Here is a 19,523-nt window from a genome sequence, read left to right on the forward strand (position 1 = left end):
AGGGCCGAACCTGTTCAGCCTACGTCGGTTGCCCCGAGGCGCTCACCCGGGGCGATCCGCACCCCGCGCGCCCAGTCGGCGCCGCGCATCGGCTTCTTGCCCTGCGGCTGGACCCAGAGCAGCTCCACGGCGTGCGAGCCCGTACCGACGTACACGTTGTTCTTGGCGGCGGCGAGCTCGCCGGGCGCGAGGTCCGTGCGGTCCGCGACGAGCGCGGCCTGGATGAGCTTCAGGCGTTCCCCGCGGAATACGGTCCAGGCGCCGGGCGCCGGGGTGCAGCCGCGCACGACCCGGTCGACGCGCAGGGCCGGGGCGGCCCAGTCCACCTGGGCGTCCTCGACGGTGATCTTCGGGGCGAGGGTGATGCCGTCGGCGGGCTGCGGCACGGCCTTCAGGGAGCCGTCCTCGATGCCGTCCATGGTGGCGGCGAGCAGCCCCGACCCCGCGAAGGCGAGGCGGGTGAGCAGGTCACCGCTGGTGTCGGTGGGCCGGACGACCTCGGTGACGGTCCCGTACACCGGCCCGGAGTCGAGCCCCTGCTCGATCAGGAAGGTGGAGGCGCCGGTGATCTCGTCGCCCGCCATCACGGCGTGCTGCACAGGCGCGGCACCGCGCCAGGCGGGCAGCAGCGAAAAGTGCAGGTTGACCCAGCCACGGGCCGGGACGTCCAGGGCGACCTTGGGGAGCAGCGCGCCATAGGCCACGACGGGGCAGCAGTCGGGGGCGATCTCACGCAGCCGCGCCAGGAATTCCTCGTCGCGCGGCTTCGCGGGCTTGAGCACCTCGATCCCGGCTTCCTCCGCACGCTGGGCCACCGGACTCGCGACGAGCCTGCGGCCGCGGCCCGCGGGGGCGTCGGGCCGGGTGACGACGGCGGCCACCTCATGCCGGTCGGAGGCGATCAGGGCGTCCAGTGCGGGGACGGCTACCTCGGGGGTGCCTGCGAAGACGAGCTTCATCGGTGGCTTTCGGCCTCTCGGGACGGGGACGTGCGGGGAGCGCACCAGTCTATGAGCCGCCTCGCTCCCCGGCGCTCCTCGGGGCCGACCGTCCCTGACCATCCCCGTACCCACCCCAGGGGCGTACGTGTGACCGCGCGCCCTGTGCATATGCGCATGCGCCCCTGCACCGTGACCCGACACGAACTAGCGCGTTGGTCAAGAAAGAGTTGACCACTTACGGGCCGCGGCTGCGGCCTCATCCTTTTCAACGCCGGTTCGAGAGGCTTGTTCATGGCCGACCACGCAACCCACGACGCCCAGGCACGGGCCAGCCTGCACCTCCTGGTGCGGGACATCGAGCGGGTCCGCCGGCAGGTGGACGCACTGCGTACACTCACCGCCCAGCTCGGCAACGTCTACCGCCCGCGCCGCTCCAGCCCCTCCGCTGGCTTCGTCGTGTACGGGCGGGCCCCCGCCCCGACCGTCCGCCTCGCCCAGGAGCTGCGCGACAGCGTCGAGACCCTGGTGACCGCGGCCGTGGACTTCGACCGCTCGCTCGGCTTCTCGTGGGACGCGGTGGGCTCGGCCCTCGGGGTCACCAAGCAGGCGGTGCACCGCCGTTACGGTGCCCGCCGGGCCACGACGCAGGCGGCGGCCGAGGCGGAGCGCGCCACCGAGACGATCCCCTCCCCCGCGTCCGCGACCACGGCCCGCCCGCCGGTTCCGGTGGGCGCCCCCCTGCCGTCGATCCCCTCGGCCCCCACGGTCCCTACGGTGCCGGCGGCCCGCGCCATGCCTACCCAGCCCACGGCGGGCAGCTCCACGCTGCGCGACGACCCCCGCCCCAATGTGTTCCCCGGCCCACGCACCGGCTGAACACGACACCCCCGCGGCTGCCTCCTACCGGATCCCCCGGCAAGGGGCAGCCGTCGTTGCGTCCGGCTCCCGGCAAGCCACGGCCGCGGACACCCGCCCCCCTCAGCCGATGTCCAGCGGGTCCACCCTGATCCGCACCGGTTCCGCGGCCCCCCGCGCCATCCGCGCCGCCTGTGCCGCTTTCAGCGCGGCGGCCAGCGCCGCCCCGCTCCCCGGCGGGACCCGGATCAGCACCCGCTCCCAGTGCTCACCGGCGGGAACAGCCCCAGGCCGACGCGAAGGGCCAGGCACCGTGTCCGGCATCGGAACGGGCCCCAACACCACGGCGTCCGGCGGGAGTTCGGCCCCGGCGAGGAACGTCGAAAGCGCCTCAGGGGTCCCCGCAACGGAGGCCATCCGCGACACGGGCGGAAACGAGAGCTCGGCCCGCTCCGAAAGCTCCCGCACGGCGTGCCCCACCGGGTCCCACCGCACCAGGGCCTGGACCGGCCGCAGGGTCGGCTCGGCGACGACCACCACGGTCCCGCCCGCCCCCTGGGGCCGCACAAGCGCCGAGGCCCCGATCCACCGCCGCAGCGCCTCCTCCCCCGCCCGCAGATCGGGCCGCCCGAGCATGGCCCACCCGTCCAGCAGCAGCGCCGCCGCGTAACCGCCATCGGCGACAGGCTCCGCCCCGGGCGTGCTCACCACCAGCGCGGGCGTCCCGGCCACGGTGTCGAGGACCTGCTCCCGCCCCGACGTCCGTACCGGTACAGCGGGGAACGCCCGCCCCAGCTCCTCAGCCGTACGCCGCGCCCCGACCACCTGGGCCCGCAGCCGAAACCCCCCGCAGCTGCCGCAGTGCCAGGAGCTCTCCTCCCGGCCGCACCATCCGCAGTGCAGGGCGCCGTTGCTCTCCCGCGCCTCCAGCGGCCCCGCGCAGTGCCGGCACCGAGCGGGCTCCCGGCAGCGCTCGCAGGCGAGCCGCGGCACATACCCCCGCCGGGGCACCTGCACGAGCACGGGCCCGTGCTTCAGGCCCTCCCGCACCGCGTTCCAGGCCAGGGTGGGGAGGCGCGCGGCCCGAGCCGCCTCGTCCCGGGCGAGATCGCCGTCCCCCACGGTCCGTATGAGCGGAGCGGCCCCCCGCACCTGCTCGCGATCGGCGACGAGCGGCGCGGCCCACCCCGTCTCGACGAGCTGGGCGGCCTCGACGGTGCAGCTCCAACTCCCCAGCAGGAAGCCGCACTTCTCCCGCGTGGCCCGCAGTTCGAGCACTTCGCGCACATGCGGGAAGGGAGCGCGGTCGTCGCTGTGGCTGGAGTCCCCGTCGTCCCAGATCGCGACAAGACCCAGATCCCGTACGGGCGCGAACATGGCGGCCCGCGTCCCCACCACGGCCCGCACGGCCCCACGCCGCACGGCGAGCCACTCCCGGTAGCGCCGTTCCTGCCCGGCGTCGGCGGTCAGCAGCGCGTGCTGCCCCTCCCCCAGGAGCTCGGCGAGCGCGGCGTCCACGCGGGCGGCGGGTCGCCCGGTGGGCACGACGACGAGCGCGCCGCGCCCCGAGGCCAGCGTCGCCTGCACGGCACGGGCGATCTCCTCGGCCCACTCCGGCCCCGGCAGAGCGGTCCACACGGCCCGCGGCACGCCCCCCGAGGCCAGCGCCCCGACGAACTCCGCCCCGTGGCCGTACCTCCGCCAGCTCCCCGCGTCCGGAGCGGCCGGCGGCGCGGGAGGCTCGGGCGACGTGCGCGCCTCGGCCCGCCCGTGGCGAGGAGGGACCGCCAGTTGCAGTACATCGGCGAGGCTCCCCGCGTAGCGGTCGGCCACGGCCCGCGCCAGTTCGAGCAGCCCCGCGTCGAGCACCGGCTCGGGCGACACGACCTGCGCGATCGCGGCCAACGGCCCCTGGTAATCGCTCTCGGCACACCGCTCGACGATGAACCCGTCGATCAGCCCGCCGCCCTCACGCCGCCCCGACCGCACGTTGCGCGTCCCGGCCCCGAACCGCACCCGGACCCGCACTCCGGGCTGAGCCTCCGCGTCCAGTTCCTCGGGCACGGCGTAGTCGAAGTACCGGTCAAGGTGCAGCACCCCCTTGTCCACGAGCACCCGGGCCACCGGCAGGCTCTTGGCCACCGCGGCCCCCCGCCACGTCCGCGGCTTGGCCCGCGGCACCTTGGCCTGCCGCACGGACTCCCGGATCAGGGCAAGCTGCTCCGGCGCCTCAGCTCCCCCCTCGTCGGGTCCCTCGTTCTCCCTGCTCACAGCAGCATTCCTACCAGACCCCACTGACAGGGCCGTGGGCCCGGGAGCCGGCCGAACACCCGGCGGTGGCGCCCGGATTCCGCGGCGCGACGAAGCCGCCGCACGACGAAGCCCGGCTCCCCATAGGGAAAGCCGGGCCCCAAAAAGCCGTGAGCCTTAAAGCCCCGCAGCCTTACGCAGGGCGTCCACGCGGTCGGTGCGCTCCCACGTGAAGTCGGGGATCGCCCGCCCGAAGTGACCGTACGCCGCGGTCTGCGCGTAGATCGGCCGCAACAGGTCCAGGTCGCGGATGATCGCGGCCGGGCGCAGGTCGAAGACCTCGGCGATGGCCGCCTCGATCTTGTCGGTGTCGACCGTGGCCGTACCGAACGTCTCCACGAACAGGCCCACCGGCTCCGCCTTGCCGATCGCGTAGGCGACCTGCACCTCGCAGCGCGCCGCGAGACCGGCGGCCACCACATTCTTGGCCACCCAGCGCATCGCGTACGCCGCACTGCGGTCGACCTTGGAGGGGTCCTTGCCCGAGAACGCGCCACCACCATGGCGGGCCATGCCGCCGTACGTATCGATGATGATCTTGCGGCCGGTCAGACCCGCGTCACCCATCGGACCGCCGATCTCGAAACGACCGGTCGGGTTCACCAGCAGGCGATAGCCCTCGGTCTCCAGCTTGATGCCGTCCTCCAACAGCGCCTTCAGCTCCGGCTCCACCACGAACTCCCGGATATCGGGAGCAAGCAGCGAGTCCAGGTCGATGTCCGAGGCGTGCTGCGAGGAGACGACCACCGTGTCCAGACGGATGGCCTTGTCACCGTCGTACTCGATGGTGACCTGCGTCTTGCCGTCCGGACGCAGGTAGGGGATCGTCCCGTTCTTGCGGACCTCCGACAGACGACGCGACAGACGGTGCGCGAGATGGATCGGGAGCGGCATCAGCTCCGGCGTCTCATCGCACGCGTAACCGAACATCAGGCCCTGGTCGCCCGCACCCTGCTTGTCGAGCTCGTCCTCATCGCCTTCGACGCGCTTCTCGTACGCCGTGTCGACGCCCTGCGCGATGTCGGGGGACTGCGAGCCGATGGACACCGAGACGCCACAGGAGGCGCCGTCGAAGCCCTTCTTCGAAGAGTCGTAACCGATCTCGAGGATCTTGTCGCGGACCAGCTGCGCGATCGGCGCGTACGCCTTGGTCGTCACCTCGCCGGCCACATGCACCAGGCCGGTGGTGATCAACGTCTCCACGGCGACCCGGGACTTCGGGTCCTCCCGCAGAAGTGCGTCGAGAATGGTGTCGCTGATCTGGTCAGCGATCTTGTCGGGGTGACCCTCGGTCACAGACTCCGAGGTGAAGAGACGGCGGGACACATCGCTCCCTGTGGTTGCAGCGGCTGCTGGCTGATCATTGGTGGACGGCCGGGAGCTGCGCCCGGCGTCGTCCGAGACCAGTTTATCGGTCACACTCGGCCGCCGGACCACGTGTCTCGCCACTTGGGAGCGCTGTGACCTGCGGCACTGCATTGTGCGGTACGACGATCGGTCTTCACCAGAGGGCCTCACGCCCGAATTTCCCGGGTTTGAGGCATCCAGTGGGACGATTGTGACACCGGAACCCAGGTTTGCGGCCCGTTTCTGTCGGGGTTCGGGCCGGGACTTCTTCCGGGGTTTCTCCTGGGGTTTCTTCTGGGACCCGCCCGGAATTTCTCAGGAATTCGCCGGCAGCCGTTCGGCCACCAGGTCCCAGACCGTGTCCGCGAGCGCTTCCTTGGGACCGTAGGGCACCGGGGTCTCGCTGCCGTCCGCGCCGAGCACGAGTGCCTCGTTCTCCTCGGAGCCGAACGTCTTGCGCTCGCCCACTTCGTTGACGACGAGCAGGTCACAGCCCTTGCGTCGCAGCTTGGCGCGCCCGTTGGCGAGCACGTCGTCCGTCTCGGCGGCGAAGCCGACGACGATCTGACCGGGACGCGGCCGGTCGCCCGCGATCTCGGCGAGGATGTCGGGGTTGCGGACGAGGGCGATCGGGGCCGGCTCCTGGCCGTCCTTCTTCTTGATCTTCCCCGTCGCGTACGTCTCGGGGCGGAAATCGGCCACGGCCGCCGCCATCACCACGGCGTCGGCGTCCGCCGCCGCCTTCAGGACCGCCTCGCGGAGCTGGACGGCGGTGCCCACGGGCAGGACGTCGACGCCCGCCGGGTCCGGCAGCGCCGCGTTCGCCGACAGGAGGGTGACACGGGCGCCCCGCGCCGCCGCGCTGCGGGCCAGCGCGTACCCCTGCTTGCCGGAGGAACGGTTGCCCAGGAAGCGGACCGGGTCGAGGGGCTCGCGCGTTCCGCCCGCGCTGACGACGACGTGCCGCCCCGCGAGATCCTGCGCCAGGTCGCCGCGCGCCAGGACACGGCGTACGACCTCGAAGAGCTCCACCGGGTCCGGGAAGCGGCCCTTGCCCGTGTCCACGCCCGTGAGGCGGCCCACGGCGGGCTCGACGACGAGGGCGCCGCGGCGGCGCAGCGTGGCGACGTTCTCCTGGGTGGCCGGGTGCTCCCACATCTCGGTGTGCATGGCGGGCGCGAAGATCACCGGACAGCGGGCGGTGAGGAGCGTGTTCGTCAGGAGGTCGTCGGCGAGGCCGTGGGCCGCCTTCGCCATCATGTCGGCCGTCGCGGGGGCGACGATCACGACATCGGCGGCCTGCCCGATCCGTACGTGCGGCACCTCGTGGACGGAGTCCCACACCTCGGTCGAGACGGGGTTCCCCGACAGCGCCGACCAGGTCGCGGCCCCCACGAAGTGCAGCGCCGAATCGGTCGGCACGACGCGCACGTCATGGCCCGACTCGGTCAGCCGCCGCAGCAGCTCACAGGCCTTGTAGGCGGCGATGCCACCGCTGACCCCCAGAACGACCTTCGGCTTGTCCACCGTCCGCGCCTCCCCGCACTCGGCAACGTACGGCCCCACTCGGAGACGTACGACTCCATGACACACCACAGGCCCGACAGCCGCGCTGCCGGGCCTGTGGCCAAGAAACAGATGCTTACGTGGCGGGGCCCTCGATGGCCTCGGACGTGAGCAGACCCGCGTTGATCTCGCGGAGTGCGATCGAGAGCGGCTTCTCGTGGACGTGCGTGTCCACCAGCGGGCCGACGTACTCCAGCAGGCCCTCACCGAGCTGCGAGTAGTACGCGTTGATCTGGCGCGCGCGCTTGGCGGCGTAGATCACGAGGCTGTACTTCGAGTCGGTCGCTTCGAGGAGCTCATCAATCGGCGGGTTGATGATGCCCTCGGGCGCAGTGATGGAAGAGGACACTCTCTGCCTTCCGATGGGGATTGACCCTCTGAATGGAGAACGAAGATCAATCCGGGTTACTGAGGATGAAGAAGATCAAACAACTTTCATCAAGGCTAGCAGCTCACGGGCTACATCCTCGACGGAGGTATTGACCAGGGTCATGTCGAACTCCGCCTCGGCGGCGAGTTCGATCTTCGCGGCGGCGAGCCTGCGCTCGATCACCGTGGGCGCCTCGGTCCCCCGGCCGGTGAGCCGGCGGACCAGCTCCTCCCAGCTCGGCGGGGCGAGGAAGACCAGCTGCGCCTCGGACATCGACTCGCGGACCAGACGCGCGCCCTGCAGATCGATCTCCAGGAGGACGGGCTCGCCCGCCTCCAGGCGCTCGATGACGGCTCCCCGCGGCGTGCCGTAGCGGTTGCCCGCGAACTCGGCCCATTCGAGCAGCTCGCCATTGGCGATCAGCTTGTCCATTTCGTCGTCGGAGACGAAGAAATAGTGCACACCGTGCTTCTCGCCGGGGCGCGGCTTCCGTGTGGTCGCCGAGACCGAGAGCCAGACCTCGGGGTGTTCCTTGCGCATATGAGCGACGACCGTGCTCTTGCCGACCCCAGAAGGGCCGGAGAGCACGGTCAGCCGCGGACGTACGTCCGGGGGCACGGGGGTCGTCCCCCGGGATGTTGCAGCCATGCAGCGATTATCCAGGTTCTCAGGAGTGCCTGAGAACGTCAGGCAGCGCCACCGCCGAACTCACGCTCCAAGGAGGCGATCTGGTTGGAGCCGAGACCGCGCACACGGCGGCTCTCGGAGATGCCAAGACGCTCCATGATCTGCTTGGCGCGGACCTTGCCCACGCCGGGCAGCGACTCCAGGAGAGCGGAGACCTTCATCTTGCCGATGACGTCGTTCTCCTGACCCTGCTTGATGACCTCATGGAGCGAGGCACCGGAGTGCTTGAGTCGATTCTTGACCTCGGCCCGCTCCCGGCGAGCCGCGGCGGCCTTTTCGAGCGCGGCTGCGCGCTGTTCAGGGGTAAGGGGCGGAAGAGCCACGCCTACGTCACCTCGGATGTCGAACTGTCGGATACGGACCGGTGAGGAACCTAGTCGCCCCACACCTGGTGAGCAACGTGCAACGCGCTTGCCCGTTCGCTCTCGTCGGAGACTAGCGGGCATGGCCGCTGGAGTCAGCGAGAACAGACGAAAAGTCCTGGTCAGCCTCTGTCGAGGTGTACATTCCGGGCATTTCACCCCGGATTTGGCCTGGTGAGCCATCAACGAAACGTATGGACGTGATCGGACACGTCCTTCCAAGACGGAAAACATGTCCTTCGAAGACGGAAAAACGACCTCACGCCGAGGCGAGCGCCTCACGGATCTCGTCCGCGAAGCGGCTCGCCGCGACGCGAAGACCCACCACGTCGGGACCGTGACGCAGGACACCCCGGCTGACGCTCGGCACGACATTGCGTACGGCGTCCCCGAAGACACCCGGCAGATCGGCGGGGGTGGCTCCCTGCGCCCCGATGCCGGGCGCGAGCAGCGGACCGTTGATGGCGAGGTCGTACGAGGACAGGTCACCCAGCGTGGCCCCGACAACGGCCCCGAAGGACCCCAGGGGCTCCTCCCCTGCGTTCTCGGCCGCGAGGTGCCCCAGCATCGTCGCGCCGATCGTGCGGCCGTCCTCGCGCACCGCGTGCTGCACCTCGGCGCCCTCGGGGTTGGAGGTGAGGGCGAGCACGAAGAGTCCGGTGCCGTTCTCGTGGGCGAGGTCGACGGCCGGCTTCAGCGAGCCGTAGCCGAGGTAGGGCGAGACCGTGAGGGCGTCGCTGAACAGCGGCGAGTCCTTGTGCAGGAAAGTCTCGGCGTAGGCGGCCATCGTCGAGCCGATGTCGCCGCGCTTGGCGTCCATGACCACCAGTGCGCCGGCCGCCCGCAGCTCCTGGACCGCCTTCTCCAGTACGGCGATGCCGCGCGAGCCGAAGCGCTCGAAGAACGCGCTCTGCGGCTTGAAGACCGCCACCGTGCCCGCCAGCGCCTCGACCACGGTCCCGGTGAACCGCTCCAGGCCCGCGATGTCGTCGTTCAGGCCCCAGGCGGACAGCAGGGAGGCGTGCGGGTCGATGCCGACGCAGAGCGGCCCGCGCTCGTCCATGGCGTGGCGCAGGCGCGTACCGAAGGGTTCGAGAGGACTCATGCTGGTCATTCGGGCTTCCTTGTGTCGGCGCCGACGGCCTCGGCGAGGGTGGCGTACGAGCTCGCCCGAAGGCGGGCGGCGAGGCCCTTGTGGATCGCGCGGCCCCAGAAGGGCCCTTCGTAGATGAACGCGCTGTAGCCCTGCACGAGGGTGGCGCCCGCGAGGATCCGCTGCCAGGCGTCCTCGGCGTTCTCGATGCCGCCGACGCCCACCAGCGTGATGCGGTCGCCCACGCGCGCGTAGAGGCGGCGCAGGACCTCCAGTGAGCGCTCCTTGAGGGGCGCACCGGAGAGGCCACCGGTCTCTCCGTAGAGCGAAGGTTCGGATTGCAAACCGAGGCTCTCGCGCGCGATGGTCGTGTTCGTGGCGATGATGCCGTCCAGGCCGAGCTCCACGGCCAGGTCCGCGACCGCGTCGATGTCCTCGTCCGCGAGGTCGGGGGCGATCTTCACGAGGAGCGGCACGCGCCGCCCGGACACGCTCCGGTCGGCCGCCTCGCGTACGGCGGTGAGCAGCGGCCGCAAGGACTCGGTGGCCTGGAGGTTGCGCAGGCCGGGGGTGTTGGGGGACGACACGTTGACCACGAGGTAGTCGGCGTGGGCGGCGAGCCGCTCGGTCGACTTCACGTAGTCGGCGGCGGCCTCCTCCTCGGGGACGACCTTGGTCTTGCCGATGTTCACGCCCACGACCGTCTTGAAGACGGCCTTCCGGGCGCCCAGACGCGTCGCCACGGCCGCCGAACCTTCGTTGTTGAACCCCATGCGGTTGATCAGCGCCCGGTCCTGCACGAGGCGGAAGAGCCGCTTCTTGGGGTTGCCGGGCTGCGGCTCCCCCGTGACCGTGCCGATCTCGATGTGGTCGAAGCCCAGCATCGACATGCCGTCGATCGCCACGGCGTTCTTGTCGAAGCCCGCGGCGAGCCCGAAGGGGCCGTGCATCCGCAGCCCGAAGGCCTCGGTGCGCAGCTCCTTGTGGCGCGGCGCGAGCACGGCGGCGGCGAACGTGCGGAGCACCGGGATGCGGGCCGCGAGACGGATCCAGCGGAAGGCCAGGTAATGGGCCCGCTCCGGGTCCATGCGCTTGAAGACGAGGTCGAAGAAGAGTTTGTACATGAAGGTGTCCTCAGGGGTCCTCAGGTGTGCTCACTCAGGTGTGCTCACCAGAAGGGGGACACCGGATCGGTGTCCCCCTGGTGGGCTGCTAGTCGCGGGCCGCGATCAGATGCTCGGCGTGTTCCTGCAGTGACCTGACGCCGACGTCCCCATGGTTGAGCGCGTCGATGCCCTGGACGGCGGCGGCGAGCGCCTGGACCGTCGTCAGGCAGGGCACGGAACGGGACACGGCCGCCGTACGGATGTCGTAGCCGTCGAGGCGGCCACCCGTGCCGTACGGGGTGTTGACGATGAGGTCGACGGCGCCGTCATGGATGAGCTGGACGATCGTCTTCTCGCCGTTCGGGCCCTCGCCCTCGCTCTGCTTGCGCACGACCGTGGCGTTCATGCCGTTGCGCTTGAGCACCTCGGCCGTGCCGGACGTGGCGAGCAACTCGAAGCCGTGCGCGATCAGTTCACGCGCCGGGAAGATCATCGAACGCTTGTCGCGGTTGGCGACGGAGATGAAGGCGCGGCCCTTGGTCGGCAGCGGACCGTACGCGCCCGCCTGCGACTTGGCGTAGGCCGTGCCGAACACCGAGTCGATGCCCATGACTTCGCCGGTGGAGCGCATCTCCGGGCCGAGGACGGTGTCGACGCCGCGCCCGTGGATGTCGCGGAAGCGGCTCCACGGCATGACGGCTTCCTTCACCGAGATCGGCGCGTCCATCGGCAGCGTGCCGCCGTCACCGCTCGCCGGAAGCATGCCCTCGGCGCGCAGCTCGGCGACGGTCGCGCCGAGCGAGATGCGCGCGGCGGCCTTGGCCAGCGGCACCGCGGTCGCCTTCGAGGTGAAGGGGACGGTGCGCGAGGCGCGCGGGTTGGCCTCAAGGACGTACAGGATGTCGCCTGCCATCGCGAACTGGATGTTGATGAGTCCGCGGACGCCCACGCCCTTGGCGATGGCCTCCGTCGAGATCCGCAGGCGCTTGATGTCGTAGCCGCCGAGCGTGATCGGGGGCAGCGCGCACGCGGAGTCACCGGAGTGGATGCCGGCTTCCTCGATGTGCTCCATGACGCCGCCGAGGTAGAGCTCGTGGCCGTCGTAGAGCGCGTCCACGTCGATCTCGATCGCGTCGTCGAGGAAGCGGTCGACGAGCACCGGACGCGAGGGGCTGATCTCGGTCGACTCCTCGATGTACGCGGAGAGGCGGGTCTCGTCGTAGACGATCTCCATGCCGCGACCGCCGAGCACGTACGACGGGCGTACGAGGACGGGGTAGCCGATCTCGTCCGCGATGGCCTTGGCCTCGGCGAAGGTGGTCGCGGTGCCGTGCTTGGGCGCCGGGAGACCGGCCTCCGCCAGCACGCGGCCGAAGGCGCCGCGGTCCTCGGCGGCGTGGATGGCCTCGGGCGGGGTGCCCACGACCGGGACGCCGTTGTCCTTGAGCGCCTGCGCGAGGCCCAGTGGGGTCTGGCCGCCGAGCTGGACGATGACGCCCGCGATCGGCCCTGCCTGCGCCTCGGCGTTGACGATCTCCAGGACGTCTTCGAGCGTGAGGGGCTCGAAGTAGAGGCGGTCGGACGTGTCGTAGTCCGTCGAGACCGTCTCGGGGTTGCAGTTGACCATCACGGTCTCGTAGCCCGCGTCGCTCAGCGCGAAGGAGGCGTGGACGCAGGAGTAGTCGAACTCGATGCCCTGGCCGATGCGGTTGGGGCCCGAGCCCAGGATGATGACCGCGGGCTTCTCGCGCTTGGCGACCTCGGACTCCTCGTCGTACGAGGAGTAGAAGTACGGCGTCTTCGCGGCGAACTCGGCGGCGCAGGTGTCGACCGTCTTGTAGACCGGGCGGACCCCGAGCGCGTGCCGCACCTCGCGGACGACGTCCTCGCGCAGGCCGCGGATCTCGGCGATCTGGGCGTCGGAGAAGCCGTGCCGCTTGGCCTCGGCGAGCAGGCCGGCGTCCAGGCGCTCGGTGGCGGCGAGCTCGTCCGCGATCTCCTTGATCAGGAAGAGCTGGTCGACGAACCACGGGTCGATCTTCGTGGCGTCGAAGACCTCCTCGGGGGTCGCGCCGGCGCGGATGGCCTGCATGACCGTGTTGATGCGCCCGTCGGTCGGCCGGACGGCCTCTTCCAGAAGAAGAGCCTTGTCGCCGGGCTCGCCCACGAAGGTGAACTGCGAGCCCTTCTTCTCCAGGGAGCGCAGCGCCTTCTGCAGCGCCTCGGTGAAGTTGCGGCCGATCGCCATGGCCTCGCCGACCGACTTCATGGTGGTCGTCAGGGTCGAGTCCGCCGAGGGGAACTTCTCGAAGGCGAAACGCGGGGCCTTGACCACTACGTAGTCGAGGGTCGGCTCGAAGGAAGCCGGGGTCTTCTCGGTGATGTCGTTCGGGATCTCGTCCAGCGTGTAGCCGACGGCCAGCTTCGCGGCGATCTTCGCGATCGGGAAGCCGGTGGCCTTCGACGCGAGCGCGGAGGACCGCGAGACGCGCGGGTTCATCTCGATGACGATGACCCGGCCGTCCGTCGGGTCGATGGCGAACTGGATGTTGCAGCCGCCGGTGTCGACGCCGACCTCACGGATGATCGCGATGCCGACGTCACGCAGGGTCTGGTACTCGCGGTCGGTCAGCGTCATCGCGGGCGCGACGGTGATGGAGTCGCCGGTGTGCACGCCCATCGGGTCGAAGTTCTCGATGGAGCAGACGACGACCACGTTGTCGTTCTTGTCGCGCATCAGCTCGAGCTCGTACTCCTTCCAGCCGAGGATGGACTCCTCAAGGAGCACCTCGGTGGTCGGCGAGAGCGTGAGGCCCTGTCCGGCGATGCGGCGCAGCTCCTCCTCGTTGTGCGCGAAGCCGGAACCGGCGCCGCCCATGGTGAAGGAGGGGCGGACGACGACGGGGTAGCCGCCGAGCTCGTCGACGCCCTTGAGGACGTCGTCCATGGAGTGGCAGATATACGAGCGGGCGGACTCGCCGTGGCCGATCTTCTTCTTGACCTCGGCGACGACGTCCTTGAAGAGGTCGCGGTCCTCGCCCTTGTTGATCGCCTCGACGTTGGCTCCGATGAGCTCGACGCCGTACTTCTCCAGGACGCCCTGGTCGTGCATGGAGATCGCGGTGTTGAGCGCGGTCTGGCCGCCCAGGGTGGGCAGGAGCGCGTCGGGGCGCTCCTTGGCGATGATCTTCTCGACGAACTCGGGGGTGATCGGCTCGACGTAGGTCGCGTCGGCGATCTCCGGGTCGGTCATGATCGTCGCCGGGTTCGAGTTGACCAGGATGACGCGCAGGCCTTCGGCCTTGAGGACGCGGCAGGCCTGGGTGCCGGAGTAGTCGAACTCCGCTGCCTGGCCGATGACGATCGGGCCGGAGCCGATGACCAGGACGGACTGGATATCGGTGCGCTTAGGCACGCTGGCCCTCCATCAGAGTTACGAAGCGGTCGAAGAGGTACGCGGCGTCGTGCGGGCCCGCGGCCGCCTCGGGGTGGTACTGGACGCTGAACGCGGGCTGGTCGAGGAGCTGGAGCCCCTCCACCACCTGGTCGTTGAGGCACACGTGGGAGACCTCGGCGCGCCCGTAGGCGGTGTCGGAGACCTTGTCGAGGGGCGCGTCGACGGCGAAGCCGTGGTTGTGCGCGGTGACCTCGACCTTGCCGGTCGTGCGGTCCTGCACCGGCTGGTTGATGCCGCGGTGGCCGTACTTCAGCTTGTACGTGCCAAATCCGAGCGCGCGGCCGAGGATCTGGTTGCCGAAGCAGATGCCGAAGAGCGGCGTCTTGCGCTCCAGGACGCCCTTGACCACGGTCAGGTCGACGGTGGAGGGGTCGCCGGGGCCGTTCGACAGGAAGAAGCCGTCGGGGTTGACCGCGTACACGTCGTCGAGCGTGGCGGTGGCGGGCAGCACGTGCACCTCGATGCCGCGCTCGGCCATGCGGTGTGGGGTCATGCCCTTGATGCCGAGGTCGAGGGCGGCCACGGTGAACTTCTTCTCACCGATGGCCGGGACGACGTAGGACTCGGTGGTGGCGACCTCGGCGGAGAGGTCGGCGCCCACCATCTGGGGGGCCTCCTTGACGCGGGCGAGGAGCGCCGCGTCGTCGGAGAGGGCCTCTCCGGAGAAGATGCCCACGCGCATCGCGCCGCGCTCACGCAGGTGGCGGGTGAGGGCGCGGGTGTCGATGCCGGAGATCCCGACGACGTCCTGCGCGGCGAGCTGCTCGTCGAGGGAGCGCTTGGAGCGCCAGTTGGACGGCACGCGCGCGGGGTCGCGCACCACGTAGCCGGATACCCAGATGCGGCCCGACTCGTCGTCCTCGTCGTTCACACCCGTGTTGCCGACGTGCGGGGCCGTCATGACGACGACCTGGCGGTGGTACGAGGGGTCGGTGAGGGTCTCCTGGTAGCCGGTCATGCCGGTGGAGAACACCGCTTCGCCGAAGGTCTCCCCCACGGCCCCGTAGGCACGGCCGCGGAAGATGCGGCCGTCCTCCAGGACGAGTACGGCGGGAGTCTTGGAGGCTCCCCTTGTGGAGGTCGTCATCGTGCGGTGCCTTCCGTAGTGCTGATTTTGATCATGTCGTTGATTGCCTCGACCCACTGGGCCTGCTCTGCCGCGTGGTCCGAGCGGAAGCCGGAGTCGAGCAGCTTCTCGCCGTGCTCCCACGTGACGATCAGCAGGCCGCCCTCCGCGAGGACCTTGCCTGCGATGCCCTTGTCGAGCCGGGCCTCGCGCAGCTGTGCGGCCGGGATGAAGAAGTCGGCCGCTCCGGGGCGTACGACATCGAGTCCCGTATCCGTGAGCGTCAGCTCGACGCGGCTGCGGGTACCGAGGCCGTGCGCCACGATGCGGTCGAGCCACTGCCCTGCCGTGGTCGAGCCGTGGTAGCGGCCGCTCAGCTCAAGTCTCACCGGGCCCGCGTCATCCGGCACCACGGGAAGCGGCGGCAGATCGCCCTGGAGCGTGCCGCGCCACTTCCAGCCCTCGCGCATCAGCCAGTAGACGAGCGCGATGAAGAGCAGAAGGCCGACGACCCAGCCCGCGCGAGCGGCCCAGTCGGTCACCTCCGCCGATTCCTTCTCGGCGGCCAGTTCCAGAAGAGATGTCACGCGAGCTTCCCGTCGACGAGCGTGGCGCGGCCCCGCAGCCACGTGTGCGTCACGCGACCGGGCAGCTCACGGCCCTCGTAGGGGGTGTTGCCGCTGCGCGAGGCGAAGCCCGCGGGGTCCACGACACCACGGTAAGCCGGATCGAGAAGCGTGAGGTTGGCGGGCTCACCTGCCGAGACGGGGCGGCCGTGGGTGGTGGCGCCGCCGATCCGGGCGGGCTTGACGGACATCCGGTCGGCGACCGCGGCCCAGGTGAGCAGGCCCGTCTCGACCATCGTCTGCTGGACGACGGAGAGCGCGGTCTCCAGGCCCACCATTCCCATGGCCGCCGCGGCCCACTCGCAGTCCTTGTCCTCGTGCGGGTGCGGGGCGTGGTCGGTGGCGACGATGTCGATGGTGCCGTCGGCCAGCGCCTCGCGCAGCGCCATGACGTCGCGCTCGGTGCGCAGCGGCGGGTTGACCTTGTAGACCGGGTTGTACGAGCGGACCATCTCGTCGGTCAGGAGCAGGTGGTGCGGGGTGACCTCGGCGGTCACGTCGATGCCGCGCGACTTCGCCCAGCGCACGATCTCGACCGAGCCCGCGGTCGACAGGTGACAGATGTGCACCCGCGAGCCCACGTGCTCGGCGAGCAGCACGTCACGCGCGATGATCGACTCCTCGGCGACGGCGGGCCAGCCCCCGAGGCCGAGCTCGGCCGAGACGATGCCCTCGTTCATCTGGGCACCCTCGGTCAGCCGCGGCTCCTGCGCGTGCTGCGCGACGACGCCGCCGAAGGCCTTCACGTACTCCAGGGCGCGGCGCATGATCACCGCGTCGTCGACGCACTTGCCGTCGTCGGAGAAGACGGTGACACCGGCGGCGGACTCGTGCATGGCGCCGAGCTCGGCGAGCTTCTTGCCCTCAAGGCCGACGGTGACGGCGCCGATCGGCTGGACGTCGGCGTAGCCGGACTCCTTGCCGAGGCGGTAGACCTGCTCGACGACACCGGCGGTGTCGGCGACGGGGAAGGTGTTGGCCATGGCGAACACGGCGGTGTAGCCGCCGGACGCGGCGGCGCGCGTGCCGGTCAGGACGGTCTCGGAGTCCTCGCGGCCGGGCTCGCGCAGGTGGGTGTGGAGGTCGACGAGGCCGGGCAGCAGGATCTTGCCCTCGGCCTCGACGACGGTCGCGTCGCCCGCTTCGATGCCGGTCCCCACTTCGAGGATCGTCTCGCCGTCGATGAGGACGTCCTGGGGCTCGTCGCCGAGCACCTTCGCACCACGGATCAGGGTCTTGCTCATGGTCTTACTTCTCCTCGATACCGGTGGGGCGCGTGTGGGTGACGGCGGGTTCGTTGCCGCCCAGGAGCAGGTAGAGAACGGCCATCCGGGTGTGGACGCCGTTGGCGACCTGCTCGATGACCGTGCAGCGGTCGGAGTCGGCGACCTCGGCGGTGATCTCCATGCCGCGGACCATCGGGCCGGGATGCATCACGATGGCGTGCTCGGGCATCTTCGCCATGCGCTCGCCGTCCAGGCCGTAGCGGCGCGAGTACTCCCGCTCGGTCGGGAAGAACGCGGCGTTCATGCGCTCGCGCTGCACGCGCAGCATCATCACGGCGTCGGACTTCGGGAGCACCCGGTCCAGGTCGTACGACACGTCGCAGGGCCAGCTGTCCACGCCGACCGGCACGAGGGTGGGCGGGGCCACCAGGGTCACGTGGGCGCCGAGGGTGTGCAGGAGGTCGACGTTGGAGCGCGCGACCCGGCTGTGCAGGACGTCGCCGACGAGCGTGATGCGCTTGCCGCTGAGGTCCTTGCCGAGGCCCACGTCCCTGCCGACGAGGCGGCGCCGCATGGTGAAGGCGTCGAGCAGCGCCTGGGTGGGGTGCTGGTGGGTGCCGTCGCCCGCGTTGATCACGGGGGCGTCGATCCAGCCGGAGGTGGCCAGGCGGTAGGGGGCGCCGGACGCGCCGTGCCGGATGACGACGGCGTCGACGCCCATCGCCTCCAGGGTCTGGGCGGTGTCCTTGAGGGACTCGCCCTTGGAGACGCTCGATCCCTTGGCGGCGAAGTTGATGACGTCGGCGGAGAGGCGCTTCTCGGCGGCCTCGAAGGAGATCCGGGTCCGGGTCGAGTCCTCGAAGAACAGATTGCAGATCGTACGGCCGCGCAGTGCGGGAAGCTTCTTGATCGGCCGGTCGGCGACCCGGGCCATCTCCTCGGCGGTGTCGAGGATGAGAACGGCGTCGTCGCGGGTGAGGTCGGCGGCCGAGATGAGGTGTCGCATCATCTGGGTTTACTCCGTCATGTGGAGGTTTGCGGGCATACGGGCGCGCAGGGGTGTGCCCCCGAGCCCGCGGGGAAGCCGGTCCTACGCGGAAGCGGGCTTGGCACCGAGCAGCACGGCGTCGCGGCCGTCCTCCTCGGCGAGCTGGACCTTGACCGTCTCCCGCAGCGACGTGGGGAGGTTCTTGCCGACGTAGTCGGCGCGGATCGGGAGTTCGCGGTGGCCTCGGTCGACGAGGACGGCGAGCTGCACCGCGCGCGGGCGGCCGATGTCGTTCAGGCCGTCGAGGGCGGCGCGGATGGTGCGGCCGGAGAAGAGCACGTCGTCGACGAGGACGACGAGGCGGCCGTCGATGCCGTCACCGGGGATCTCGGTGCGGGCGAGTGCGCGCGGCGGATGCATGCGCAGATCGTCGCGGTACATCGTGATGTCGAGTGAGCCAACCGGGATCGTGCGTCCGGTGATCTCTTCGAGCTTCTCGGCGAGGCGCCGGGCGAGGAAGACGCCGCGGGTGGGAATGCCGAGCAGCACCACGTCTTCGGCGCCTTTGGCGCGTTCGACGATCTCGTGCGCGATACGGGTCAACACCCGTGCGATGTCCGGGCCTTCGAGCACAGGCCGGGCGACATCGGATTCATTCGTGTCGTGCGAGTCCATATGAAACGGACCTCCTTCTCCGCCTCACGGGACGGACCTTAAAGGACGTCATAATTGCGCCATCCACGGTACCAGCACCGGCAACACCCCCGGTCAGGACCCCCCTCGGAAGGGTCGGTACGGACCATTCGGCTTGACGCACCCAAGTAACGCTGCGTAACCTCACAGTGAGTTACCGTTCTTCGTCCGGGGAGCTATATGTCCAGCGAATACGCCAAACAGCTCGGGGCCAAACTCCGCGCCATCCGTACCCAGCAGGGCCTTTCCCTCCACGGTGTCGAGGAAAAGTCCCAAGGTCGCTGGAAGGCGGTCGTGGTCGGTTCGTACGAGCGCGGCGACCGTGCCGTGACCGTGCAGCGCCTCGCCGAGCTGGCGGACTTCTACGGCGTCCCGGTCCAGGAGCTGCTGCCAGGCACCGCTCCGGGCGGCGCCGCCGAGCCGCCGCCCAAGCTCGTCCTCGACCTTGAGCGCCTCGCGCACGTCCCGGCCGAGAAGGCAGGTCCGCTCCAGCGGTATGCCGCCACGATCCAGTCGCAGCGCGGTGACTACAACGGCAAGGTGCTCTCGATCCGCCAGGACGACCTGCGCACCCTCGCCGTGATCTATGACCAGTCGCCCTCGGTTCTCACCGAGCAGCTGATCAGCTGGGGCGTCCTGGACGCGGACGCGCGCCGCGCCGTCGCCCACGACGACGTCTGACCCCCCAAGGGGCACTTGAGCAGAAACGTACCGCCGGGGGGGGGGGGGGGGGGCGGGGGGGGGGGCCCCCCCCCCGGGGGGGGGGGGGGGGCGGGGCCGGGGGGGCGGGGGGGGGCCGCGGGGCGCAGCATGCCGCCCCGCCCGGGCGG

At 70.5% G+C, this 19,523-nt stretch carries 17 protein-coding genes; 2 read left to right on the forward strand and 15 right to left on the reverse strand.

The window, feature by feature from the left end:
• Nucleotides 1-14 precede the first annotated feature (14 nt).
• Nucleotides 15-959, reverse strand: a complete 945-nt coding sequence (fmt, locus tag ACGFX9_RS07040; protein WP_393466059.1) for a methionyl-tRNA formyltransferase — start codon at nucleotides 957-959, stop codon at nucleotides 15-17.
• A 273-nt stretch (nucleotides 960-1,232) separates the two neighbouring features.
• On the opposite strand from fmt, the gene ACGFX9_RS07045 reads away from it, so the two are divergent.
• Nucleotides 1,233-1,817, forward strand: coding sequence for a hypothetical protein (locus tag ACGFX9_RS07045; RefSeq protein WP_393466062.1), 585 nt, complete (start codon nucleotides 1,233-1,235; stop codon nucleotides 1,815-1,817).
• A gap of 102 nt (nucleotides 1,818-1,919) precedes the next feature.
• Here ACGFX9_RS07045 and ACGFX9_RS07050 read toward each other — a convergent pair whose 3' ends face one another.
• From ACGFX9_RS07050 to pyrR, 14 genes are all read right to left on the reverse strand, one after another.
• A complete protein-coding gene (locus ACGFX9_RS07050) occupies nucleotides 1,920-4,067 on the reverse strand; it encodes a primosomal protein N' (RefSeq protein WP_393466064.1) in 2,148 nt (715 codons plus the stop codon).
• A gap of 156 nt (nucleotides 4,068-4,223) precedes the next feature.
• Nucleotides 4,224-5,432 (reverse strand): methionine adenosyltransferase, encoded by a 1,209-nt coding sequence (gene metK, locus ACGFX9_RS07055; RefSeq protein WP_393466067.1) that lies wholly within the window; start codon nucleotides 5,430-5,432, stop codon nucleotides 4,224-4,226.
• A gap of 336 nt (nucleotides 5,433-5,768) precedes the next feature.
• Nucleotides 5,769-6,980: a bifunctional phosphopantothenoylcysteine decarboxylase/phosphopantothenate--cysteine ligase CoaBC gene (coaBC, locus tag ACGFX9_RS07060; RefSeq protein WP_393466071.1), complete on the reverse strand. Its 1,212-nt coding sequence runs from the start codon at nucleotides 6,978-6,980 to the stop codon at nucleotides 5,769-5,771.
• Between the two features lie 115 nt (nucleotides 6,981-7,095).
• Nucleotides 7,096-7,368 carry a DNA-directed RNA polymerase subunit omega gene (gene rpoZ, locus ACGFX9_RS07065; protein ID WP_030316319.1) on the reverse strand — a complete coding sequence of 91 codons (273 nt, stop codon included), beginning with the start codon at nucleotides 7,366-7,368 and terminating at the stop codon, nucleotides 7,096-7,098.
• A 75-nt stretch (nucleotides 7,369-7,443) separates the two neighbouring features.
• Nucleotides 7,444-8,037, reverse strand: coding sequence for a guanylate kinase (gmk, locus tag ACGFX9_RS07070; RefSeq protein WP_393466074.1), 594 nt, complete (start codon nucleotides 8,035-8,037; stop codon nucleotides 7,444-7,446).
• Between the two features lie 38 nt (nucleotides 8,038-8,075).
• Nucleotides 8,076-8,399 carry an integration host factor gene (locus ACGFX9_RS07075; protein ID WP_005319887.1) on the reverse strand — a complete coding sequence of 108 codons (324 nt, stop codon included), beginning with the start codon at nucleotides 8,397-8,399 and terminating at the stop codon, nucleotides 8,076-8,078.
• Nucleotides 8,400-8,697: 298 nt separating this feature from the next.
• Nucleotides 8,698-9,543 (reverse strand): orotidine-5'-phosphate decarboxylase, encoded by an 846-nt coding sequence (gene pyrF / locus ACGFX9_RS07080; protein WP_393468246.1) that lies wholly within the window; start codon nucleotides 9,541-9,543, stop codon nucleotides 8,698-8,700.
• A 5-nt stretch (nucleotides 9,544-9,548) separates the two neighbouring features.
• Nucleotides 9,549-10,655: a quinone-dependent dihydroorotate dehydrogenase gene (locus tag ACGFX9_RS07085; RefSeq protein ID WP_393466077.1), complete on the reverse strand. Its 1,107-nt coding sequence runs from the start codon at nucleotides 10,653-10,655 to the stop codon at nucleotides 9,549-9,551.
• An 88-nt stretch (nucleotides 10,656-10,743) separates the two neighbouring features.
• Entirely contained in the window at nucleotides 10,744-14,052 is a 3,309-nt protein-coding gene (gene carB / locus ACGFX9_RS07090; RefSeq protein ID WP_393466079.1) for a carbamoyl-phosphate synthase large subunit, read from the reverse strand.
• Nucleotides 14,045-15,181, reverse strand: coding sequence for a glutamine-hydrolyzing carbamoyl-phosphate synthase small subunit (carA, locus tag ACGFX9_RS07095; protein WP_393466081.1), 1,137 nt, complete (start codon nucleotides 15,179-15,181; stop codon nucleotides 14,045-14,047). The genes carB and carA overlap by 8 nt, the downstream gene beginning before the upstream one ends.
• Entirely contained in the window at nucleotides 15,178-15,747 is a 570-nt protein-coding gene (locus ACGFX9_RS07100; RefSeq protein WP_393466084.1) for a hypothetical protein, read from the reverse strand. Before ACGFX9_RS07100 ends, carA begins: the two co-directional genes overlap by 4 nt.
• Nucleotides 15,744-17,030: a dihydroorotase gene (locus tag ACGFX9_RS07105; RefSeq protein WP_393466087.1), complete on the reverse strand. Its 1,287-nt coding sequence runs from the start codon at nucleotides 17,028-17,030 to the stop codon at nucleotides 15,744-15,746. Before ACGFX9_RS07105 ends, ACGFX9_RS07100 begins: the two co-directional genes overlap by 4 nt.
• Before the next feature lie 4 nt (nucleotides 17,031-17,034).
• Nucleotides 17,035-18,021 carry an aspartate carbamoyltransferase catalytic subunit gene (locus ACGFX9_RS07110; protein WP_393466090.1) on the reverse strand — a complete coding sequence of 329 codons (987 nt, stop codon included), beginning with the start codon at nucleotides 18,019-18,021 and terminating at the stop codon, nucleotides 17,035-17,037.
• Between the two features lie 81 nt (nucleotides 18,022-18,102).
• The gene (gene pyrR, locus ACGFX9_RS07115) at nucleotides 18,103-18,675 is read right to left on the reverse strand and encodes a bifunctional pyr operon transcriptional regulator/uracil phosphoribosyltransferase PyrR (RefSeq protein WP_160503767.1); all 573 of its coding nucleotides are present in this window, start codon (nucleotides 18,673-18,675) and stop codon (nucleotides 18,103-18,105) included.
• 198 nt (nucleotides 18,676-18,873) lie between these two features.
• On the opposite strand from pyrR, the gene bldD reads away from it, so the two are divergent.
• On the forward strand, nucleotides 18,874-19,374 hold the full coding sequence (gene bldD, locus ACGFX9_RS07120) for a transcriptional regulator BldD (RefSeq protein WP_135330908.1): 501 nt from the start codon (nucleotides 18,874-18,876) through the stop codon (nucleotides 19,372-19,374).
• Nucleotides 19,375-19,523: the final 149 nt, after the last annotated feature.

The organism is Streptomyces sp. NPDC048436 (genome assembly GCF_043200355.1).
Taxonomy (GTDB): Bacteria; Actinomycetota; Actinomycetes; order Streptomycetales; family Streptomycetaceae; genus Streptomyces.

Coding starts and splice junctions, on each gene's coding strand:
- ACGFX9_RS07045 (WP_393466062.1), top strand. CDS start 1,233: ATGGCCGACCACGCAACCCACGACGCCCAGGCACGGGCCAGCCTGCAC.
- pyrF (WP_393468246.1), bottom strand. CDS start 9,543: ATGAGTCCTCTCGAACCCTTCGGTACGCGCCTGCGCCACGCCATGGAC.
- gmk (WP_393466074.1), bottom strand. CDS start 8,037: ATGGCTGCAACATCCCGGGGGACGACCCCCGTGCCCCCGGACGTACGT.
- ACGFX9_RS07085 (WP_393466077.1), bottom strand. CDS start 10,655: ATGTACAAACTCTTCTTCGACCTCGTCTTCAAGCGCATGGACCCGGAG.
- fmt (WP_393466059.1), bottom strand. CDS start 959: ATGAAGCTCGTCTTCGCAGGCACCCCCGAGGTAGCCGTCCCCGCACTG.
- carA (WP_393466081.1), bottom strand. CDS start 15,181: ATGACGACCTCCACAAGGGGAGCCTCCAAGACTCCCGCCGTACTCGTC.
- ACGFX9_RS07110 (WP_393466090.1), bottom strand. CDS start 18,021: ATGATGCGACACCTCATCTCGGCCGCCGACCTCACCCGCGACGACGCC.
- ACGFX9_RS07105 (WP_393466087.1), bottom strand. CDS start 17,030: ATGAGCAAGACCCTGATCCGTGGTGCGAAGGTGCTCGGCGACGAGCCC.
- bldD (WP_135330908.1), top strand. CDS start 18,874: ATGTCCAGCGAATACGCCAAACAGCTCGGGGCCAAACTCCGCGCCATC.
- pyrR (WP_160503767.1), bottom strand. CDS start 18,675: ATGGACTCGCACGACACGAATGAATCCGATGTCGCCCGGCCTGTGCTC.